Source organism: Paraburkholderia nodosa DSM 21604 (genome assembly GCF_000519185.1).
Taxonomy (GTDB): Bacteria; Pseudomonadota; Gammaproteobacteria; order Burkholderiales; family Burkholderiaceae; genus Paraburkholderia; species Paraburkholderia nodosa.
Genome location: NZ_JAFA01000002.1, coordinates 343,233 through 363,679, shown reverse-complemented (window position 1 = coordinate 363,679; position 20,447 = coordinate 343,233). Strand labels below are relative to the sequence as shown.

At 68.4% G+C, this 20,447-nt stretch carries 15 protein-coding genes and 1 pseudogene; 9 read left to right on the top strand and 7 right to left on the bottom strand.

The annotated features are described in order from the left end of the window. Positions 1-27: 27 nt before the first annotated feature. Positions 28-435 carry a DUF2000 domain-containing protein gene (locus A3CW_RS0104170; RefSeq protein WP_028202441.1) on the top strand — a complete coding sequence of 136 codons (408 nt, stop codon included), beginning with the start codon at positions 28-30 and terminating at the stop codon, positions 433-435. Between the two features lie 16 nt (positions 436-451). Here the strand turns inward: A3CW_RS0104170 and A3CW_RS0104165 are convergent, their stop codons facing one another. The 4 genes from A3CW_RS0104165 to A3CW_RS50080 all read right to left on the bottom strand — a co-directional run bounded on the left by A3CW_RS0104165 (position 452) and on the right by A3CW_RS50080 (position 5,155). Continuing rightward, entirely contained in the window at positions 452-2,254 is a 1,803-nt protein-coding gene (locus A3CW_RS0104165; protein ID WP_028202440.1) for a chloride channel protein, read from the bottom strand. A gap of 294 nt (positions 2,255-2,548) precedes the next feature. Beyond that, positions 2,549-2,962, bottom strand: a complete 414-nt coding sequence (locus A3CW_RS0104160) for a MarR family winged helix-turn-helix transcriptional regulator (RefSeq protein WP_028202439.1) — start codon at positions 2,960-2,962, stop codon at positions 2,549-2,551. A gap of 133 nt (positions 2,963-3,095) precedes the next feature. Then, positions 3,096-4,253: an HPP family protein gene (locus A3CW_RS0104155; protein ID WP_028202438.1), complete on the bottom strand. Its 1,158-nt coding sequence runs from the start codon at positions 4,251-4,253 to the stop codon at positions 3,096-3,098. Positions 4,254-4,528: 275 nt separating this feature from the next. Next, on the bottom strand, positions 4,529-5,155 hold the full coding sequence (locus tag A3CW_RS50080) for a hypothetical protein (RefSeq protein WP_051481215.1): 627 nt from the start codon (positions 5,153-5,155) through the stop codon (positions 4,529-4,531). A gap of 258 nt (positions 5,156-5,413) precedes the next feature. Here A3CW_RS50080 and A3CW_RS0104145 point away from each other — a divergent pair, with 258 nt between their 5' ends. Next, on the top strand, positions 5,414-8,992 hold the full coding sequence (locus tag A3CW_RS0104145; protein WP_028202437.1) for an indolepyruvate ferredoxin oxidoreductase family protein: 3,579 nt from the start codon (positions 5,414-5,416) through the stop codon (positions 8,990-8,992). A gap of 15 nt (positions 8,993-9,007) precedes the next feature. Here A3CW_RS0104145 and A3CW_RS0104140 read toward each other — a convergent pair whose 3' ends face one another. The 3 genes from A3CW_RS0104140 to A3CW_RS0104130 form a co-directional block, all read right to left on the bottom strand. Next, positions 9,008-9,766, bottom strand: coding sequence for a glycosyltransferase family 2 protein (locus A3CW_RS0104140; RefSeq protein ID WP_028202436.1), 759 nt, complete (start codon positions 9,764-9,766; stop codon positions 9,008-9,010). Between the two features lie 240 nt (positions 9,767-10,006). After that, positions 10,007-10,723, bottom strand: a complete 717-nt coding sequence (gene fabG, locus A3CW_RS0104135) for a 3-oxoacyl-ACP reductase FabG (protein WP_028202435.1) — start codon at positions 10,721-10,723, stop codon at positions 10,007-10,009. 71 nt (positions 10,724-10,794) lie between these two features. Then, entirely contained in the window at positions 10,795-11,055 is a 261-nt protein-coding gene (locus A3CW_RS0104130; protein ID WP_028202434.1) for a phosphopantetheine-binding protein, read from the bottom strand. Between the two features lie 527 nt (positions 11,056-11,582). On the opposite strand from A3CW_RS0104130, the gene A3CW_RS0104125 reads away from it, so the two are divergent. The 7 genes and pseudogenes from A3CW_RS0104125 to A3CW_RS0104095 all read left to right on the top strand — a co-directional run bounded on the left by A3CW_RS0104125 (position 11,583) and on the right by A3CW_RS0104095 (position 20,442). Beyond that, positions 11,583-12,239 carry a COG4648 family protein gene (locus tag A3CW_RS0104125; protein ID WP_028202433.1) on the top strand — a complete coding sequence of 219 codons (657 nt, stop codon included), beginning with the start codon at positions 11,583-11,585 and terminating at the stop codon, positions 12,237-12,239. A 68-nt stretch (positions 12,240-12,307) separates the two neighbouring features. Further along, positions 12,308-14,101: an AMP-binding protein gene (locus A3CW_RS45175; RefSeq protein ID WP_051481214.1), complete on the top strand. Its 1,794-nt coding sequence runs from the start codon at positions 12,308-12,310 to the stop codon at positions 14,099-14,101. Continuing rightward, positions 14,098-15,054 (top strand): annotated as a pseudogene (locus A3CW_RS45170) (LpxL/LpxP family acyltransferase); the annotation flags it as partial. The gene A3CW_RS45175 and the pseudogene A3CW_RS45170, both read left to right, overlap by 4 nt. A gap of 89 nt (positions 15,055-15,143) precedes the next feature. Continuing rightward, complete coding sequence (locus tag A3CW_RS0104110) at positions 15,144-15,797, top strand: outer membrane lipoprotein carrier protein LolA (RefSeq protein WP_028202432.1); 654 nt, start codon at positions 15,144-15,146, stop codon at positions 15,795-15,797. Next, the gene (locus A3CW_RS45165) at positions 15,797-18,349 is read left to right on the top strand and encodes an MMPL family transporter (protein ID WP_051481213.1); all 2,553 of its coding nucleotides are present in this window, start codon (positions 15,797-15,799) and stop codon (positions 18,347-18,349) included. Before A3CW_RS0104110 ends, A3CW_RS45165 begins: the two co-directional genes overlap by 1 nt. Then, positions 18,346-19,206, top strand: coding sequence for a polysaccharide deacetylase family protein (locus tag A3CW_RS0104100; RefSeq protein ID WP_028202431.1), 861 nt, complete (start codon positions 18,346-18,348; stop codon positions 19,204-19,206). The genes A3CW_RS45165 and A3CW_RS0104100 overlap by 4 nt, the downstream gene beginning before the upstream one ends. Before the next feature lie 30 nt (positions 19,207-19,236). Further along, positions 19,237-20,442, top strand: coding sequence for a beta-ketoacyl-[acyl-carrier-protein] synthase family protein (locus A3CW_RS0104095; RefSeq protein WP_028202430.1), 1,206 nt, complete (start codon positions 19,237-19,239; stop codon positions 20,440-20,442). The last annotated feature ends 5 nt before the right edge of the window (positions 20,443-20,447 follow it).

Sequence of the window (20,447 nt, the reverse complement as noted above, 5' to 3'; positions counted from 1 at the left end):
CATGACTGCCTCGAAAAAGGAGGCAGCATGTTCGATACGAAAGTCGCGCTGGTCGTGCGGGAAAACCTCGCGGTGTGGCAGAAGCTCAATGTGACCGCGTTTCTCGCCACGGGCATTGCGGCGGCGGTGCCCGAAGCGCTTGGCGAGCCCTACGAAGACGCGCGCGGGCAACGCTACGGCAGGATGCTGGGCCAGCCGATGATGATCTATGGCGCGGATGTCGAGGGTCTGCAGGCGGCGCTGCGGCGCGGCGTGTCGCGCGAACTCACGATCGTGCCGTATGTGCACGCCATGTTTTCGACGGGCCACGACGCGGCGAACCGCGAGGTCTTTCGCGCCGAGGACCCGGAGAATCCCGATCTGGTGGGAATCGCGCTATACGGTCCGAAAAACGCGGTGGACAAGGCCGTGAAGGGGTTGGCGCTGCATCAGTAGACGCGCGCCGTCTGTCTCACCCAGCCTTGCGCACCGGCGGAAAGCGCCGCTTGCTGTTGCCCATGGGAATGCGGCGGAAGCGCTCCTTCTTGTGCTCTTCCTCGAAGTGCGAGAGCGAGAGCTTGACGAGGTCGCTGCGCGAGACGATGCCCACGAGCTGCCGCGATTCGCGGTCGGCCACCACGGGCAGGCGTTCGAGCCCATGAATCGCGAGGCGCGTGGCAACCTGGCGGCAGGTCTCCGCGGGCAGCGCCATGTCGGGGGAACGTTGCGCGAGCAACGAGCCGAGCGGCGTGTCGAGTTCCTCGATCGCGGCGCTCGCGCGCACGGCGTCGAGCATCGCGCGATCCACCACGCCGAGCACGGCGCCGTCGCGCAGCACCGGGAAGGCGCGGCGCTGCTGCGTCGAACCGAAATAGCGGTCGAGGGCTTCGCGCACGGTGACGCTCGCGTCGATCGTATCGACGGTACGGGTCATCACTTCATCGACGTAATGGCGTTCGAGCGGATCGACGCCGTACTCGCGATAGATGTGATAACCGCGGCGCGCGATCTTCTCGGTCATGATCGAGCGCTTCATGACGACCGTCGCGAAGCCGTGCGCGACCAGCGTGGCCGTGAGCAGCGGCAGCAGCGCATTGGTGTCGTGGGTGAGGCCGAATGCGAACACGATGGCCGTGAGCGGCGCGCCGAGCGTGGCGCCGAGCGTCGCCGCCATGCACACGAGCGGCCACAGCGCCGGGTCGCTGCCGGGCAGCACGTGGCTGAGCACCGAGCCGAGCCCCGCGCCGAGCATGAGCAGCGGCGCGAGCACGCCGCCCGAGGTGCCAGAGCCGAGCGCCACGACCCAGATCACGGCTTTCACCACCAGAATCGCAATGGCGACCTGAAGAATGATGTGCTGATGCAGCAGATCGCCGATCACGTCGTAGCCCACGCCTAGCGCGCGCGGCTCGATGAAGCCGCCGATGCCCACCACGAGCCCGCCGATGGCCGGCCACCACGACCAGTGCAGCGGCAGATGGCCGAACAGGTCCTCGACCTTGTAGAGCGCCGCCGACAGCCCCGACGCAAGCGCGCCCGCCAGCAGCCCGGCGATGATGCACGAAAACAGCGCCACCGCGTGCGGCGGCAGGGTCTGCATGGGGAAGAGCGGCGCCGTGCCGAAGAACACGGAGCGCGCGAAGCCGGCCACCGCGCACGCCAGCGCCACGGGCAGGAAGCTGCGCGGGCGCCATTCGAACAGCAGCAGTTCGACGGCGAGCAGCACGGCTGCGACCGGCGTGCCGAACACGGCGGTCATGCCCGCGGCCGCGCCCGCCACGAGCAGCGTCTTGCGCTCGGCGGAGGTGACACGCACGCACTGCGCGAGCAGCGAGCCGAGCGCGCCGCCCGTCATGATGATCGGGCCTTCCGCGCCGAACGGGCCGCCGCTGCCGATCACGATGCCCGACGAAAGCGGCTTGAGCACGGCCACCTTCGGCGACATCTTGCTCTTGCCGAACAGAATGGCTTCGATGGCTTCGGGAATGCCGTGGCCGCGAATTTTCTCGGAGCCGAAGCGCGCCATCATCCCGACGATCAGCCCGCCAATCACAGGCACGACGATGACCCACGGTCCCAGCGTGTTGAGCGCCGGCGAGCGGTCGGCGAACGAGAACTGGCCGAAGAAGAACAGGTTCGTGAACCAGTGGATCAGGCTCAGCAGCACGAACGCCGCGAGCGTGGCCAGTGCGCCGATCACTGCGGCCAGCACGCTGATGCCGGGCAGGCGTGCGTTCGCCGAAAAGTCGCGCTTGTGGGAATCGTCGGAATGCATGGTCTCTAGGGCCTGTTCACATGAATAACGCGCTTGCGCTGGCCGCCAGAAGGGCCGAACGCAAGGATTGCGACGAAACGAATACTCGACGTATTCGTGAGGAGCATGACGCAGCGATCGGCCCTTCTGGCGGCCAGCCCCTGGGATGAAATTGTTTAGTTTGGGGAACGTACCTTGCCGGCCGCATTGCGGCGTCGCGCGTGGCTTGTTTGGCTCGGCCAAACGGCGCGTCGCGCTCCTTGCACCGCAGCCGGCAAGGTATGTTCGCAAGCCCGTTATTCATGTGAGCAGGCCCTAAAGATCGATATGCGGAATGGTGAATGCGCCGTCGAGCGATCTCAACTCGGCGCGATGCAGTTCGGCCAGGCGCGCGAGCAGCTTTTCGCCGGCGGCGAGCAGATGCACTTCCACCTGGCGGCGGTCACGCTCGCTCACGCGGCGCTCAACGAGCTCGATCGCCTCGCAGCGCGAGACGAGCGCCACCACGCCGTGATGCTGCGCCTGCAAACGCTCGGCCAGCTCGCCGATGGTCGCCCACGTGCGGCCTGGGTAGCCCTTCACATGCAGCAGCAGCAGGTATTGCAGCGGCGTAATGCCCTCGACCTGCGCAGCCTGCTCCGAGAAGCGCTCGAAGCGGCGCATCTGGTAGCGAAATTCGGACAGCTGTTCGAAGTCGACCTTGTCGAGGTCGCGCGCGCTTTTTTTCATCGGGAGTCCCTGGAACGGTTTAGTCTCCTAATATATCACGATATGATATTTCTTCCCGAAAACGCCCGCCACATCAGCATCGCGGCCAGGTGTATGGCCGCGATGCCGGCCACAAGTCCGGCCGCTAACCGGCTCAGGCCGGCGCCTGCTGCGGCGCCTTCGCCTGGTGATAGAGCCCCGAGATCAAGTCGGCCTGCGTGATGATGCCCGCGAGCCTGCGTTCGTGATCGACCACCGGCACATGATGGTGCCCGCGGCCCGCAAAAATACGCACGAGTTCGACGATCGGCGTCGTGTTCGCGACGGTCAGCACATGCGTGGTCATCAGCGTGCCGACGTTCTGGCCGGACTCGGCGTGCGGCCGGAACAGGCGCGCGATCGCATAAAGCATGAGACGCAGCGGGTGCCGTTCGCGTCCGTCGGCGGCGAGGTCGGCGCGCGTGACGATGCCCTTCACCTGACGATGCGCGTCCACCACGGGCAGCGCCTTCACGTCGTGGCGCTTGAGCAGCGAGCGTGCTTCGCCCACGGTCGTCGCGGGTGTGATGCTCACCACATTGGCCGACATGACATCGGCGCACGTCAGTTCGCCGAAGCTGCGCGCGTACGCGCGGATTTCGGCGTCCTGGAGCACGGCTTCGAGGTCGTCGGTGTCGATGTCGAGCATTTCGTCGCGCTCGCGCAGCACGGCTTCGAGGTCGGCGCGCGTGAAGCCGGCCTGCGCGGGGGCGGGACCTGCTACCTGCGGCCGCCGCGCGGCGTGCGGGTAGCGATGCCCCGTGGCGGCGTGATAGACGAGCGCGCCGCCGAGCAGCAGGAACGACTGGAGCGCGACGGGCACGAACACGAATTCATAGCCGAGCGCATGCACGGCCGGGCCGCCCAGCACCGCGGTCAGCGCGACCGCGCCCGAAGGCGGATGCACGCAGCGCAGCGTAAACATCGCGACGATGGCTACGGCGATGGCCACGGCGGCGGCCGGCACGGGGTCATGGATCCACATCGCGGCGGTCACGCCCACGGTGGCGGAAACGAGGTTGCCGCCGATGATCGACCAGGGCTGCGCGAGCGGGCTGGCGGGCACGCCGAACAGCAGCACCGCGGAGGCGCCCATGGGGGCGATCAGGTACGGAATGCTCGGATCGCCGCCAGGCAGCCGGTGCGCGAGCGCGCCCGTCAGCGCGATGCCGACCAGCGCGCCGCCGCCCGAGCGCAGGCGCTCGCGCCATGTGATGGTGACCCTGGAGGGGGTGAAGCGGGTGAGCCAGCGAAGGACCTTGAAGCGTGACACGATTCGGAACGGATTTGAAACGGATGGGGAGCGCAGACGGCTCGGCGCCGCCCAAAGAAGAGGGATTATATCGCGATGTGATATATATCGCGACACTTCGTCGCGGCGGTGTTGTACCGAGGATGCGCGTCAGGCGGGAATTTTTGGGGACGCAACTATAGCCGCACAGCGGAGGGCGGCAGGTGAGGCAAGGGGGGAAGCGCCGCCAGAGGGGCCTGGGACGCCTTTGAGGCCGGCCAGCGAACGCTGGCCGACGGTTCGAACTTCAGCCGGTCTTAGCCGGGATTAACCGCATGCGGCGGCTGGCCCGCGAAACGCGGCGCAGGTGCGCCGTTGGGGTGACCATCGGGGCGGCGATGATGGCCGGCATTCGTATTCGCATTCGCATTGGCGCTGGCGTTCGCGTTGCGGTTCGGCGCGGGCGGCGGGTGATGTTGGGCGGTGTGCGCCGGCGGATGCCCGCCCGGCTGCGGGCGGTAGCCATGGGGCGGCGCGCCGTGCGGCTGCATCGTCACGCGCACGCGCTGGGGCTCGGGCATGCGCGCGTGCTGCATCGGCAGATGGCCTTCGTTGTGCGCCATCACCACGCGCAGTTCCGCGCGGCGGTGCAGGACTTCGCCGCGCAGGTCGCCGCGGCCATAGTAGCGGCGCTGGCGGTGGCCGTCCGGTCCCGCGATCCAGATATACGTGCTGCCGCCGGCGTAGACCACGTCGCGGTCGAGCACGACCGAAACGTAGGCGTCGTACGGCTGTGGCACATAAACGGGTTGCGCGACGACGACAGGCGGGGGCGGCGGCGAGGGAGCGACGACCACGGTCGTGGGGCGCGCGGGTGCGGTGGCGACGCGGGGGCTTGAGACGCAGCCGCTGATCAGCACGGTTGCGGCCAGGGTTCCGAACAAGACAGATGCAGATGGCAGAGCGCGTGGTTTCGCGTGCAAGCGGGACTCCGGAATGAGGGGTTGCTGGTCCCGTGTGTTAACGGCAAATGCCCGAGGCGCTTGAGCAAGCGCCCCTCGATGCGCGACCTCCATCGCGTTCAGCCATCCGTTTTTCGCATACCAGCGTTGCCAATTTGTGATTTTACGATGGCATATCGGCTTCCTATACTCGCCCGGAAAACGTACCGATGAAGTACCGATTCCGGAGACAGCCCCGCCATGAACGCCCCAGACCGTGCCGCCGTAGACGCCGCATCGCTAGCCGCATCCGTTTCGCTCGACGATAAATACACGCTGGAAAAAGGCCGCGTGTACATCAGCGGCACCCAGGCGCTGGTGCGCCTGCCCATGCTGCAAAAGGCGCGCGACCGCAAGGCCGGCCTGAATACCGCGGGCTTCGTCTCCGGCTATCGCGGCTCGCCGCTCGGCGCGCTCGACCAGTCGCTCTGGAAGGCGAAAAAGCATCTCCAGGCCCACGACGTCGTGTTCCAGCCCGGCGTGAACGAAGACCTCGCCGCGACCGCCGTGTGGGGCACGCAGCAGATCAATCTCTGGCCCGGCGCGCAGCGCGACGGCGTGTTCGGCATGTGGTACGGCAAGGGCCCCGGCGTCGACCGCACCGGTGACGTGTTCAAGCACGCCAACTCCGCGGGCAGCGACGCGCGCGGCGGCGTGCTCGTGCTCGCGGGCGACGACCACGCGGCCAAGTCGTCGTCGGTTGCGCACCAGTCCGAGCACGCGCTCATCGCGGCGGGCATCCCCGTGCTCTATCCCGCGAACGTGCAGGAGTATCTCGACTACGGTTTGCACGGCTGGGCCATGAGCCGCTACTCAGGCTTGTGGGTCGCCATGAAGTGCGTGACCGACGTGATCGAATCGACCGCGTCGATCGACCTCGACCCGGACCGCGTGGAAATCGTCACGCCCGCCGACTACACCGTGCCCGAAGGCGGCCTCAATATCCGCTGGCCCGACACGCCGCTCGCTCAGGAAGCGCGCCTGCTCGACGAGAAGTGGTACGCCGCGCTCGCCTATGTGCGCTCGAACCGCCTGAACCGCGTGGTGATCGATTCGCCGCGTGCACGTTTTGGCATCATGACCGCGGGCAAGGCGTATCTCGACGTGCGCCAGGCGCTCACCGACCTCGGCCTCGACGACGAAACCTGCGCGCAGATCGGCGTGCGCGTGCTCAAGGTGGGTTGTGTGTGGCCGCTCGATGCGCAGGACGCACGCGGCTTCGCCACCGGGCTCGAAGAAATTCTCGTGGTCGAGGAAAAGCGCCAGATTCTCGAATACGCGCTCAAGGAAGAGCTATACAACTGGCGCGAAGACGTGCGCCCCAAGATCTACGGCAAATTCGACGAGCGCGACAACGAAGGCGGCGAATGGTCGGTGCCGCGCGGCAACTGGCTGCTGCCCGCGCACTACGAACTCTCGCCCGCGCTGATCGCCAAGGCGATTGCGCGGCGTCTCGCGCGCGCCGACGTGCCCGAGGAAGTGCGCGCGCGCATGCTCGCGCGCGTGGCGATCATCGAGGCGAAGGAGCGCGAGGCAGCGAAGCCGCGCGTGACGGTGGAGCGCAAGCCGTGGTTCTGCTCGGGCTGTCCGCACAATACCTCGACGAACGTGCCCGAAGGCTCGCGTGCGCTGGCGGGCATTGGCTGCCACTACATGTCGATGTGGATGGACCGCAAGACCGAAACGTTCAGCCAGATGGGCGGCGAGGGCGTGGCGTGGCTCGGCCAGATGCACTTCTCGGGCGACCAGCACGTGTTCGTGAACCTCGGCGACGGCACCTACTTTCACTCAGGACTGCTGGCGATTCGTGCGGCCATCGCATCGAACGCCAACATCACCTACAAGATTCTCTACAACGACGCGGTGGCGATGACGGGCGGCCAGCCCGTGGACGGCGTGCTCACCGTACCGCAGATCGCGCATCAGGTGCATGCCGAAGGGGCGAAGCGCATCGTCATCGTCACGGACGAGCCGCAAAAATACGACGCGAAGATCGTATTGCCGGCAGGCGTGGATGTTCACCATCGCGACCAGCTCGATAGCGTGCAGCGCACGCTGCGCGAAATCGCCGGTACCACCGTCCTGATCTACGACCAGACCTGCGCCACCGAAAAGCGCCGCCGCCGCAAGCGCGGCGCCTATCCCGACCCGGCGCGCCGCGCGTTCATCAACGACGCCGTGTGCGAGGGCTGCGGCGACTGCTCGGTGCAGTCGAACTGCCTTTCCGTCGAGCCGCTCGAGACGCCGCTCGGCACGAAGCGCAAGATCAACCAGTCGTCGTGCAACAAGGACTTCTCGTGCGTGAAGGGCTTTTGCCCGAGCTTCGTGACGGCCGAGGGCGCGCAGTTGCGCAAGCCGCGCGCGGCGAATGTGTCCAGCGCCGCATCGATCGATTTCGACGCGTTGCCCATGCCGGTGCTCCCGCAACTGGCGAAGCCTTACGGCATTCTCGTGACGGGCGTGGGCGGCACAGGTGTCGTGACGATCGGCGGCCTGATCGGCATGGCCGCGCATCTTGCGGGCAAGGGCGTGACCGTGCTCGACATGGCCGGGCTCGCGCAAAAGGGCGGTGCCGTGCTGAGCCACGTGCAGGTGGCGGCGACGCCCGCCGCCTTGCACGCCACGCGCATCGCCACGGGCGAGGCGCGCCTCGTGATCGGCTGCGACGCGATCGTCTCCGCTTCGGGCGACGTGCTCTCGCGCACCCAGCATGGCGTGACGGTCGCGGCGATCAACAGCGGCGCGACGCCGACTGCGGAATTCGTCAAGAACCCCAAGTGGACGTTCCCGGGCGCACAAACCGAGGATGAACTGCGCGCGAGCATCGGCGAGGGCTGTGCGTTCGTGGACGCCAATGCGCTCGCGCTGGCCTTGCTCGGCGACACCATCTACAGCAACCCGCTGCTGCTGGGCTATGCGTGGCAAAAGGGCTGGCTGCCGCTCGAACTCGCGCATCTTCGTCGTGCGATCGAACTCAACGCCGTGGCCGTGGAAAAGAACCAGCAGGCGTTCAACTGGGGGCGCTACGTCGCGCATCACGGCGAGGCGGTCGTGCGCGCGCTCACCAAAACACCGGCAGAAGCGCAAGCCATCGTTCTGCGCATGCCCGAATCGCTCGACAAGCTGATTGCCGCGCGCGAAGCGTTGCTCACCGCGTATCAGAACGCCGCCTATGCGGAGCAGTATCGCCGTGTGATCGAGCGCATTCGTGTGAAAGAGACGGCGCTCGGCGGCGACGCGAAGCTGCCGCTCACGCGCGCCGTCGCCGTGAATCTCGCGAAGCTCATGGCCTACAAGGACGAGTACGAAGTCGCGCGTCTGTATGCCGATCCTGCGTATCTGCAGAAGCTGCGCGAGCAGTTCGAGGGCGAGCCGGGACGCGACTACAAGCTGAACTTCTGGCTCGCGCCGCCGCTGTTCGCGAAGCGCGACGAGCACGGTCATCTCGTGAAGCGCCGTTTCGGTCCGTGGGTGCTGCCGGTGTTGCGCACGCTGGCCCGCATGAAGGGGCTCCGCGGCACGCCGTTCGACGTGTTCGGCAAGACCGAAGAGCGTCGCGACGAACGCCGCTCGATTGCGCAATACGTGGCGCTCGTGGACGAATTCTGCGCGAGCCTCGACGCGCAGCGCCTGCCCGCCGCGCTGCAGCTGGCGGCGCTGCCCGACGAGTTTCGCGGCTTCGGCCACGTCAAGGCGCGCAATCTCGCGGCGGCCGGGAAAAAGCAGGAGCGCTTGCTGGCCGACTACCGCACCAGCGCCACGCAGCGCGCCACGGCGTAACCGGCCAACAAGGAATCAGGGCAGCAGGCGCCTGCCGATCAAGCGCGGCAGGCGCAGCGCTAAACCGCTCACGAGTCGCAGATGCATGCCCGCGAGCAGCAGGTTGTCGCGCACGTAGTTGAAATGCGAAACGCCGCCTTCATCGGCGCCGAAATAACGCACCGGTGCTTCGATCTGGATCGGCCGCACGCCGGCCCAGCACAGGCGCACGGCGGCCTCGGGATCGAAGTCGAAGCGGCGCATCCACGTCTGGCTGTGCATGATCGCCTTGAGCGGCGCGATCGGATACACGCGAAAGCCGTAAAGCGAATCGCCGATACCGGCCCACAGCGTCTCGAAGTCGGCAAAGAGGTTCGAGAGGCGTCGTCCCTGCACGCGCAGTTGCGGCGCGCTCGCGTCGAACTTCGGCAGGCCCAGCACCATGGCTTCGGGCGCGGCCTGCGAGGCGGCCATGAATTCGGGAATCAGCGCGGCGGGGTGCTGGCCGTCGGAGTCCATCGTCAGCACGTGCGTGAATCCGCGCGCCGCGGCGGCTTCGAGCCCCGCGAGCACCGCGCCGCCCTTGCCCCGGTTGTCGGGCAGCACGATGACGTGCAGGCCGGGGTCGTCGTTGGCCATGGCCTGCAGGCGCGCGGCGCTGCCGTCCGTGCTGCCGTCCACCACGACCCACACGGGGTTCCATTGCGCGCGTGCGCCGCGCACGGTCTCGTCGAGCTTGGCGCCCGGGTTGTAGCTCGGGATCAGGACGAGATGCGTGGACGAAGGCGTGGACATGGCAGCAGGCGCCTCTACAGCGTGAGACCCTGAAAAAATTCTAGGTCGCGCCGCTGCGCGCGCATAACCGCCGGGGCGGGCGTCCGGCGCATCGTGCGCGGGGACTTCGTATCCGGATGCTTCGGCGCTCGCGCCCGTGCTTGTGCCGGGCGCGGAGCGCGACTGCCGCTTTGCGTCGAAGGGTTGCACAGACACTCGTATTTCCTCAGAGGATGCAGCAGCGGAAAACGCGCCGCGTGTTCAAGCCAGGCCGCCGTTGATCGAGAGCACTTGCCCTGTTACGTAGGCGGCCGCGTCGGACACCAGGTACGCCACCATGCCCGCGACTTCCGCCGGCTGGCCCGCGCGCTGCGCGGGCACGAGCTGCTTGATGCGCTCGGCGGGAAACGCGTGCTCCGCCATCGGCGTGGCGATAATGCCGGGCGCCACGGCGTTCACGGTGATGCCGCGCGAAGCCAGCTCCAGCGAGAGCGATTTCGTCGCGCCGATCAGGCCGGCCTTCGCCGCCGCGTAGTTCGCCTGGCCGCGATTGCCCATCACACCGGCGAGCGAGGCGATGTTGACGATGCGTCCGCGGCGCGTGCGGATCATCGGCATGAGAAGCGGCTGGGTCACGTTGAAAAAGCCGTTGAGCGAGACGTCGATCACGCGGTGCCATTGCTCCCGCCGCATGCCGACTAGCGGCGCGTCGTCGTGAATGCCCGCGTTGTTCACCAGGATCTGCACGGGCGCGTCTTCCACTAGCCGCGCGAGCGCGGCTTCGGCCGCGTCGGCGTCGGTCACGTCGAAGGCAATGGCGTGCGCGCTGCCGCCCGCCGCGACGATGCGCTGCGCGACGGCCTCGGCCTCGGCCAGCCGCCGGTTCGCGTGCACCCAGACCTCGTGGCCCGCCTGCGCGAGCGCAACGCTGATGGCCTGCCCGAGTGCGCCGCTGCCGCCTGTCACGAGTGCACGCATGGGGTTTCCTCCCTCAATCCTGGCCAGGTGCTGGCCAGCGCCGGCAGTCATGGCACCGCGCGCCGCGCACGTCAGCGCACGCGGTGCGCCGCGACATAGGCGGCCAGCGTGCCGAGCGTCGCGAAGATCTTTTCGTTTTCCGGATTGTCCGAGCGCAGTTCGAAGCCGTACTTCTTCGAGATCAGCAGCGCAATTTCCAGAATGTCGATCGAGTCGAGCCCGAAGCCTTCGCCGTAGAGCGGGGTGTCGGCGCTCACTTCGTCGAGCGAGACATCTTCGAGATTCAGCTCTTTCACGATCTGCGTGGCGAGCTCTTGTTCCAGTGCGTTCATCATGCGTGGGCTCTCCGGGCGTGCGGGCCAAAAGCGGCGGCCGCCCGTTTTTAGGGTTCGTTTGATGTAAAAGTTACCAGGATTCTAAGTGAAGGGTATCGGTGCGTATACCGTGCTCCCAGACGAAAGGGTTACAGAGGGTCGGTGCCAGGCGGCGCGCATTTTTGGGATCGGAACGCGCGAGACGCTTGCACGGCTTCGGGCCTGTCTGGATCGGACAAAAGCCCTGCCTGGCGCGATTCCGAACATTCAGTTACAAACCGGCGTCTGGCAGGACAGGTGATCGGGTCCCGCCAATCTTAAAATGTGCGTGCCCGAACAGGCTTGCAAGAAACCGGCCCGATACTTGCCTTTCTTATGATGTTTCGTGGCGCTTGCCACACCCTACGATTCACTTACGACTTCATTTGCGATATTTGCCAGATGCCTTCTTCGCTCAGCCAGACCGCCCTGGGGCGCACCGGGGCCATACGCCCGCCGGCGCCGTGCGCACGGCAGGCTGGCGCGCGCGTACGCGGAGGCGGGCGATGAGCGCCGTGGCTGCGGTGGCGCGCGCGGCGCTTGGCGTGGCGGCGGTGGCCGCCTGGCAAGTCGGGGCGCACTACGCGGTGGCGACGCCGGGCGCGCACGGCTTCGGCCTTGCCATGGCGCTCGTGCCCCCGCTCGCAATCGCGCTGGCCGCCGCCGCGAGCTCGCCGCGCCGGGCGTGGCTGCTGCCGCTCTGGACGCTCGTGGTGCTCGCGCTATGGTTCATGCGCACGCCGCTTGCTTTGCACTTTGAATGGGGACTGTATCTGGAGCATGTCAGCTTCAACCTCGCGATGGCGCTGCTGTTCGGGCGCACGCTCGCGGCGGGGCGCGTGCCGCTTTGCACGCAGTTCGCGTCGATGATCCACGGCGGCGCGCTGACGCCGGCCGTCGCGCGCTATACGCGCCAGATCACGCTCGCGTGGACGCTCTTTTTCGTCGCGATTGCCGGCGTTTCGACGCTGATGTTCGCGGTTGCACCGATCGTCGCTTGGTCGACATTCGCCAACTATCTGGCGTTGCCGCTCGTGGCGGTGATGTTCGTCGCCGAGCACGCATGCAGGCGTTTCGTGCTGCCTGGCGAGCCGAATGCCGGCATGCTCGACGCGATTCGCGCATACCGGCAGACGAGCCAGGCGCACGCGGAGCATTCCTGATCATGGATGCCGCTCGCCAGCCTGAGGCCAGGCAGGGAACAACGCAGGAATCCGTATTGACTGAAGTTATGCAGACACATCCGCTCGTTTTTCATACGTCGCCCGACCAGGTCATTGCCTGGCGCGACGGCGCGCCCGTCACGGTGCGCGCGTTCCTCGCCGATGTCACGCGTGTGGCCGCGGCGCTGCCGGCGGGCGGCCACGTGTTCAACGTCTGCCGCGACCGCTACCGCTTCACCGTGGGCCTGTGCGCGGCGCTCGTCTCCGGCCGCATCAGCCTGCTGCCCTCCACGCAGACGCCGGAGACGGTGCGCCAGCTCGCCGCGTTCGCCCCCGACGCGTTCTGCCTGCACGACGCGCCCGATTGCGCGATTGACCTGCCGCGTTTCGCCTGGCCCGAAGCCCAGCAGGAAGCCGACGGGGACGCGCCGTTCGTCGTCCCGCAGATCGACGCCTCGCGCGTCATGGCCTACGTGTTCACGTCGGGGTCCACCGGCGCGCCGGTGCCGCATGGCAAGACGTGGGGCGTGCTGGTGGCGGGCGTGCGCGCGGCGGCCGAGCGGCACGGCCTGGTGGGCGCGCACGACTGCACGATCGTCGGCACGGTGCCGCCGCAGCACATGTACGGCTTCGAGGTGACCGTGCTGCTCCCGCTGATCGGCGGCTTCGCGTTCAGCAACCGGCTGCCGTTCTATCCCGTCGATATCCGCGATGAACTCGAAGCGGTGCCGCACCCGCGCGTGCTCGTGACCTCGCCGATCCATCTGCGTGCGCTGCTCGCCACCGATCACGCGCTGCCGCAGGCCGAGCTGGTGCTCTCCGCCACCGCGCCGCTCTCGGAAAAGCTCGCGCTCGAAGCGGAAGCCCGCCTGAAGGCGCCGCTCGTCGAAATCTACGGCAGCACCGAAACCGGCCAGATTGCCACGCGCCGCACCGCGAAGGGGGCGACGTGGCAACTGTTCCCGAAGGTTCGTTTCGAAGCGCGCGAAAGCGCGGCTCCGGACGACGAAGGCCCGACGATGTGGGTCTCGGGCGGCCACGTGGAAGCGCCGGTGCCGATGGGCGACGCCATCGAACTGCTCGATGCGCAGCGTTTCCTGTTGCACGGGCGTAAGGCTGACCTCATCAACATCGCGGGCAAACGGACCTCGCTCGCCTACCTCAACCATCAGCTCAACGCGATTCCGGGCGTGGTGGACGGCGTGTTCTTCATGCCTGACCACCTCGAGCACGACGCGCACACGGGCCACGACGTCGTGCAGCGCCTCGTCGCGCTCGTGGTCGCGCCGACGCTTGCGCTCGCCGGGCTGCAGCGCGCGCTGCGCGAGCGCATCGATCGCGCGTTTCTGCCGCGTCCGCTGCTGTTCGTCGATGCGCTGCCGCGCAACGACACCGGCAAGCTGCCGCACGACGTGCTCGCGGCGTTCGTCGCGCGGCAGATGCGCGGCGGCCTCGCGCCGGCCGCGAAGGTAGCGGGCGACGTTTTGGCCAAACCGGCGTCCACGCTTTCGTTCACGATTCCCGCCGATCATCCCGCACTGCCCGGCCACTTCCCGGGCCACCCGATCGTGCCCGGCGTCGTGCTGCTCGATCACGCCATCGACGCGATCGGCGACGCGCTGAACCGGCCGTTCACCACGTTCAAGCTCAGCACCGCGAAATTCCTGAGCCCGGCCGCGCCCGGCGAAACGCTCGACCTCGCCTGGGACGCGGCGGCGAGCGGCGCGATCCGCTTCACGCTGCGTGCGGGCGCGCGCGATGTCGCGAGCGGCGTCATCAGCGACGAACCCGCCGACGCACCCGGCGCCGAGCCGATCACGCGCGCGAGCACGCAAACCGCGCAAACCGGAGCGCAGCCATGACAAAGCGCACCGACTGGGCGAACCAGCAGGAGCGCAGCAACACGCTGCTCCTGCGCGTCATGACGTGGCTCTCGCTGCGCCTCGGCCGCAGCGCGGGCCGCGCGCTGCTGCATTTGATCGCGCTGTATTTCGTGCTGTTTTCGCCGCGCGCGTGCGCGTCCTCGCGCGACTACCTGCGCCGCGTGCTGGGCCGCCCGGCGCACTGGCGCGACGTGTACCGACACGTGTTCACGTTTGCCTCGACGATCCACGACCGCATCTATCTGGCCAACGCGCGCTTCGACATGTTCGATATCCGCCCGCACGGCCATACGCTCGTGGACGAGACGCTCGCCAAGGGGCGCGGCGTGTTCCTGATGGGCGCGCATCTCGGCAGCTTCGAGATCGTGCGTGCGCTCGGCCGCACGCGGCCCGACCTGCGCGTGGTCGTGACGATGTACGAAGAGAACGCGCAGAAGATCAACGCGACACTCGCCGCCGTGAATCCCGCGGCGAAGCCCGAAGTGATCGGGCTCGGCCAGGTCGGTTCGATGCTGAAAGTGCACGAGCGTCTTGACCAGAACTGCATGGTGGGCATGCTCGCGGACCGCACGCTGCTCGCCGGCGACACCGCCACCATGCGGCGCATGGCGTTTCTCGGCGAGCCGGCGGCGTTCCCGCTCGGGCCGCTCTACATGGCGGCGATGCTCAAGCGCCCGGTGCTCTTCATGACGGGCCTGTATCGCGGCGGCAACCGCTACGACGTGCACTTCGAAACGCTGGCGGACTTCACCGACGTGCCGCGCGAGTCGCGCCAGCGCGCCATCGACGCGGCGCTCGTGCGCTACGTCACGCTGCTCGACCGCTATTGCCGCATGGCGCCGTACAACTGGTTCAACTACTACGACTTCTGGCAGGGCGGCATGCAGGGCGCGAAGGCTGGCGCACCGGCACCCGCGCCGGCACCGGCAAGCGTTGCGCCCCGTGCGCCGGCGCCGGCCCCGCTGCGCCGCCGCGAGACGCGCCCCCATGCCGAGCTTCCCGTGCGCGAGGTGACCGACGCATGAGCGCGAACCGCCGTTTCGCAACCTTGCGCGCGCGCTGCCTGCGTGTGCTGGCGAGCGCCGCTTTCATCGCCGCTTCCATTATGACGGCGGCCGCGCCTGTCGTGCCGGCACAGGCTGCCGAAACGGCGCAGCCCGCCTGGACGCTCGACCGCCTGATGTCCACGCTCGCGCAGCACAAGTCCGGCCGCGCGAGCTTCACCGAGACGAAGTACCTCTCGATCGCCACGCAGCCCGTGGAGTCGTCGGGCGAACTCGTGTTCGTCGCGCCCGATCATCTGGAAAAGATCACGCAGAACCCGAAGCCCGAGCACCTCGTGGTGGATGGCGACATGTTGACCGTGCAGCGCGAGAACCACAAATACACGCTGGCGCTCGCGCGCTATCCGGAGCTGGGCGCGTTCATCGAGAGCATCCGTGCGACGCTCGCGGGCAACCGCTTCGCGCTGGAGCAGGTGTACAAGGTCGCGCTCACGGGTGAGGGCGATGACTGGACGCTCACGCTCACGCCGCTCGACTCGCGCATGCGCAAGGTGGTGAGCACGATCACGATAGACGGCACGCGCGACGCGATGCGCAGCGTCGCGATCCAGCAGGCAGACGGCGATCATTCGGTGATGCGCCTGCACGCCCTTACCGCGGACGCGAACTGATGGACCCGCGCGCCCATCCGGTCCTTGCGCGCGGCTTCGCGCTCGTGCAGCGCCGCGCCGTTGCGGTGTGGCTGCTGTGCCTCGTCGCGTGCGCGGTGGCGATCGGCCGCGCGAACTTCACCGCCGATCTCTCGGCGTTTCTGCCGCGCTCGCCGAGCCCCACGCAGCAAGTGCTCGTCGATCAACTGCGCGACGGTCTGGCTTCCCGGCTCATTCTCATCGGTATCGACGGCGGCTACGAGAGCACGCGCGCGGAGCTCTCGCGCCGCGTGGCGGCGAGCTTGCGCGCCGACCCGCAATTCGTGGCGATTCACAACGGCTCGGGCCAGAACGACGCGCGCGACGAGCAGTTCATGTTCGCGCACCGCTATGTGCTGAGCCCCGCGGTCACGCCGCAACACTTCACGGATCAGGGGCTGCACGAGGCGCTGGGCGAGAGCCTCGATCTGCTGACTTCGTCGGCGGGGCTGGTTGCCAAGGACCTGCTGCCGCGCGACCCGACGGGCGAAGTGGCGGCGATGGTCGGCCAGCTCGACAGCGCGGCGCAGCCTGCGAGCCGCGGCGGCGTATGGGCCTCGCGCGACGGCCGGCGCGCCGTGCTGGTGGCGCAAACGGCGGCCGCCGGCTCCGACACCGACGCCCAGTCCCACGCCATCGACGCCGTGCGCGCCGCCTTCGCCGCCGCCACGCGCACCTTGCCCAATGCTTCGGCATACCAGGTATCGTTGACAGGGCCGGGCGTGTTCGGGGTCGCCACGCGCGACGCCATTCGCCATGACGTGGAACGCCTCTCCACCCTGAGCCTCGTGCTGATCGTCGCGCTGCTGCTCACGCTGTACCGCTCGCCGCGCACGCTGGGGCTCGGGCTCTTGCCGGTGTTCTCGGGCGTGGCGGCGGGCATTGCCACGGTTTCGCTCGTGTTCGGCACGGTGCATGGCTTGACGCTCGGCTTCGGCACGACGCTGATGGGCGAGGCGGTGGACTACTCGATCTATCTGTTCGTGCAGTCGTCGCAGGGCGGCCCGCGCGGCACACCGCAGGGCCGCGAGACGATGCGCGCCTGGCTCGCCGCTTACTGGCCGACCATCCGCCTTGGTGTGCTGACCTCGGTGTGCGGCTTCGCGACGATGCTGTTCTCGGGCTTCCCCGGCCTCGTGCAACTCGGGCTCTATTCGATTGCGGGCCTCGTAAGCGCCGCGCTCGTCACGCGCTTCGTGCTGCCGCGGCTGTGTGGCGGCGCAGTCGCGATCCGCGATGTGTCGCGCATCGGCGCGGCGCTGGCGCGCCTGGCTCACGCCGCGCCGCGCCTGCGCTGGCCGCTCGCGGCGCTCGTGCTCGCCGCGCTGGCGTCGCTCTGGCTGCATCGCGACGACCTCTGGAGCCACGAGCTTTCCTCCTTGAGCCCCGTGCCCGCCGCGAGCCAGGCGCTCGATACGCGCCTGCGCGCCGACGTGGGCGCGCCCGACGTGCGCTATCTCGTGGTGATTCCGGCCGCGAGCGAGCAGGCCGCGCTCGAAGGCGCGGAGAAGGTCGGCGCGCAGTTGCAGCCGCTGGTCGACCGTGGCGTGCTGGGCGGCTTTGAGAGCCCTGCGCGCTACCTGCCGAGCGACGCCACCCAGCGTGCGCGTCTCGCGAGCCTGCCCGGCAAGGACGTGCTCGCGGCGCGCCTGCAGGCGGCGATCAGGAACCAGCCGGTGGACGTGAGGCCCGACGCCTTCACGCCGTTCCTCGCCGACGTCGAGGCGGCGCGCAACGCGCCGCTCATCACGCGCGCGGACCTCAAGGACACGTCGATGGCGCTCGCCGTCGATGCGCTCCTGACCCAGCGCGACGGCCAATGGAGCGCCATGCTCGCCTTGCGCGCGCCGCGCCATTCACAAAGCGCACAGGCCGCCCAGGCCGTGAATACGCCGAGCCTCGACGCCAGTTCCGTGAGCGACGCCGTCGCCCGTGCGGACGTGCCGGGCGCACTCTTCGTCGACATGAAGGCCGAAGCCGACCGCATGTACGTGGACTATGTGCACGAAGATATTCGCCTCTCGCTCGCGGGTTTCGTCGTCATTGTCGCGCTGCTGGTATTCGCACTGCGCTCGGTCTCGCGCGCGGCGCGTGCGCTCGCGCCGCTCGTCGCGGCGGTGCTGGTCGTGGCGGCGGGATTCGCGCTGGCGGGCGTATCGCTCACCATTCTGCATCTGGTCGGCATGCTGCTCATCGTCGCGGTGGGCTCGAACTATGCGCTGTTCTTCTGCAAGCGCGACGGCGAAGCGGGCATCACGCCGCGCACGCTCGTCTCGCTGCTCGTCGCCAATCTCGCAACGGTGGCGGGCTTCGGCCTGCTCTCGCTGTCTCATGTGCCGCTGCTCGAAACGTTCGGGCTGACGGTCGGGCCTGGCGCGATGCTCGCGCTCGTGTTCGCGGCGATTCTCGCGCCGCCGCTCGTGCGCAGCAGCGCTGAGGCGCACGTGGCCGCCGATACCCCTGAGCAGCAGCGGCCCGCGCGCCCGCGCACCGAACGCGCACAGATGACCCACCCGCACGGAGGCCGCGCATGAACTCGGCTTCGTTGCCCGCTACGCGTGTGACGCCCGCGTCCGCCACGGCGCGCCGCTGGAAGCCGTCGCCCTTCATTGGCGGCGCGGCGGCGCTGCATGCGGGCGCGGCCGCCGCCCTGGTCGCGCAGCCGCACGCGTGGCCGTGGGCCGCGGGCAGCGTGGTGGCCTCGCATCTCGCGCTGACCGCCGCGGGGCTGTGGCCGCGCAGCGCGCTGCTCGGCCCGAACTGGACGCGCCTGCCCGAACACGCGGGGCAGCGCATCGCGCTCACCATCGACGATGGTCCGGACCCCGAAGTGACTCCGCGCGTGCTCGACCTGCTTGATCGTTTCGACGCGCGCGCAACGTTCTTCTGTATCGGCGAGCTGGCGCAACGCTACCCGCATCTGGTCGAAGCGATCGTGGCGCGCGGCCACGCCGTGGAGAACCATAGCCAGCGCCATCGGCATACGTTTTCGCTCTCGGGGCCGCTGGTGATGAAGCGCGAGATCGCGGCGGCGCAGCGCACGCTCACCGAAATCGCGGGTACGCCGCCGCGCTTTTTCCGCGCACCGGCGGGCCTGCGCAATCCGTTCCTCGAGCCGGTGCTGTGCGGCCTCGGCCTGCACCTCGCGAGCTGGACGCGGCGCGGCTTCGACACCTGCGCGAAAGACGCCGGCAAGGTCACGCACCGCTTGCTCGATGGCCTCGCTGCGCGCGATATCCTGCTCGTGCACGACGGCCACGCGGCGCGCGACGCGCGCGGCAAGCCGCTCGTGCTCGACGTGCTGCCGCCGCTCCTGAGCGCCGCCGCCGAACGCCAGCTGCAGTGGACCACACTGCGCGCGTGCCTCGACGGCGAAGCCGGTCAACCCTGATTCCACCGCTGCGCCAACGGAACGACTGACGTGAAACCACTGATCCTTTCGCATTTCACCGCTACCAGCTGCCTCGGGCGCGGGCTCGACGCGACGCTCGACGCGCTGCGCGGCAAGCGCGGGGGCCTCGCGCGCTGCGACTTCGCGCGCGCGGACCTCGATACGTGGATAGGCGAGGTGGCGGGCCTCGAGAGCGAGACGCTGCGCGCCGATCTCGCGGACTACGCGTGCCGCAACCACCGTCTCGCGCAGATCGGCTTCACGCAGGATGGTTTCGCCGAACACATTGAGGCCGCCGTCGCGCGGTATGGCGCCGAGCGCGTGGGTGTGTTCGTCGGCACCAGCACCTCGGGCATTCTCGAAACCGAAAACGCCTACCGGCAGCGCGACCTGGAAAGCGGCGCGCTCAAGCCGGGCTTTCATTACGCGCAGACGCACAACCCGTTCGCGTTGGCCTCGTTCGTGCGCGCGTACTTCGGTCTGCGCGGGCCGGCCACGTCGATTTCCTCCGCCTGTTCTTCGGGCGCGAAGGTGTTCGGCTCCGCGCGCCGCATGATCGAAGCGGGGCTGATCGATGCGGCCGTGGTGGGCGGCGTCGATTCGCTGTGCCTGACGACACTGTACGGTTTCAACTCGCTCGAACTGCTGTCGCGCGATCCGTGCCGCCCGTTCGACGTGAACCGCAACGGCATTTCGATTGGCGAGGCCGCGGCGTTCGCCTTCCTCGAGCGCACGCCCGACACGCTGGACGACGACGCCATCCTGCTGCTCGGCGTGGGCGAATCGAGCGACGCGCATCACATGTCGTCGCCGCATCCCGAAGGGCTCGGCGCGCGCGCCGCGATGGCGCAGGCGCTTGCCACCGCGGGCGTGGCCGCCAGCGACATCGGCTACATCAATCTGCATGGCACAGCCACGCCGACCAACGACGTCGCCGAAAGCCGCGCGATCAATGCATTGTTCGAGCGCACGCCGTGCAGCTCGACCAAGGGCGCGACAGGGCATACGCTCGGCGCGGCGGGCGCGCTCGAAGCCGTGATCGCGGCGCTCGCGCTGCGCCATCGCTTCGTACCCGCCGGCGTCAACACCACGCAACCCGACGCCGCGCTCGGCCTCGACTACGTGCTGGAGAGCCGCGAGGCGCAGGTGGGCGCCGCACTGAGCAATTCATTCGGTTTTGGCGGGACGAACTGCAGCCTCCTGTTCGGCCGCGCGGACCGCGCACATCACGGATGACCGCC

Excerpts from the sequence above, each read along its gene's own strand:
- A3CW_RS0104170 (WP_028202441.1), top strand. The coding sequence starts at position 28 with ATGTTCGATACGAAAGTCGCGCTGGTCGTGCGGGAAAACCTCGCGGTG.
- A3CW_RS0104165 (WP_028202440.1), bottom strand. The coding sequence starts at position 2,254 with ATGCATTCCGACGATTCCCACAAGCGCGACTTTTCGGCGAACGCACGC.
- A3CW_RS0104160 (WP_028202439.1), bottom strand. The coding sequence starts at position 2,962 with ATGAAAAAAAGCGCGCGCGACCTCGACAAGGTCGACTTCGAACAGCTG.
- A3CW_RS0104145 (WP_028202437.1), top strand. The coding sequence starts at position 5,414 with ATGAACGCCCCAGACCGTGCCGCCGTAGACGCCGCATCGCTAGCCGCA.
- A3CW_RS0104140 (WP_028202436.1), bottom strand. The coding sequence starts at position 9,766 with ATGTCCACGCCTTCGTCCACGCATCTCGTCCTGATCCCGAGCTACAAC.
- fabG (WP_028202435.1), bottom strand. The coding sequence starts at position 10,723 with ATGCGTGCACTCGTGACAGGCGGCAGCGGCGCACTCGGGCAGGCCATC.
- A3CW_RS0104130 (WP_028202434.1), bottom strand. The coding sequence starts at position 11,055 with ATGAACGCACTGGAACAAGAGCTCGCCACGCAGATCGTGAAAGAGCTG.
- A3CW_RS0104125 (WP_028202433.1), top strand. The coding sequence starts at position 11,583 with ATGAGCGCCGTGGCTGCGGTGGCGCGCGCGGCGCTTGGCGTGGCGGCG.
- A3CW_RS45175 (WP_051481214.1), top strand. The coding sequence starts at position 12,308 with ATGCAGACACATCCGCTCGTTTTTCATACGTCGCCCGACCAGGTCATT.
- A3CW_RS0104110 (WP_028202432.1), top strand. The coding sequence starts at position 15,144 with ATGAGCGCGAACCGCCGTTTCGCAACCTTGCGCGCGCGCTGCCTGCGT.
- A3CW_RS45165 (WP_051481213.1), top strand. The coding sequence starts at position 15,797 with ATGGACCCGCGCGCCCATCCGGTCCTTGCGCGCGGCTTCGCGCTCGTG.
- A3CW_RS0104100 (WP_028202431.1), top strand. The coding sequence starts at position 18,346 with ATGAACTCGGCTTCGTTGCCCGCTACGCGTGTGACGCCCGCGTCCGCC.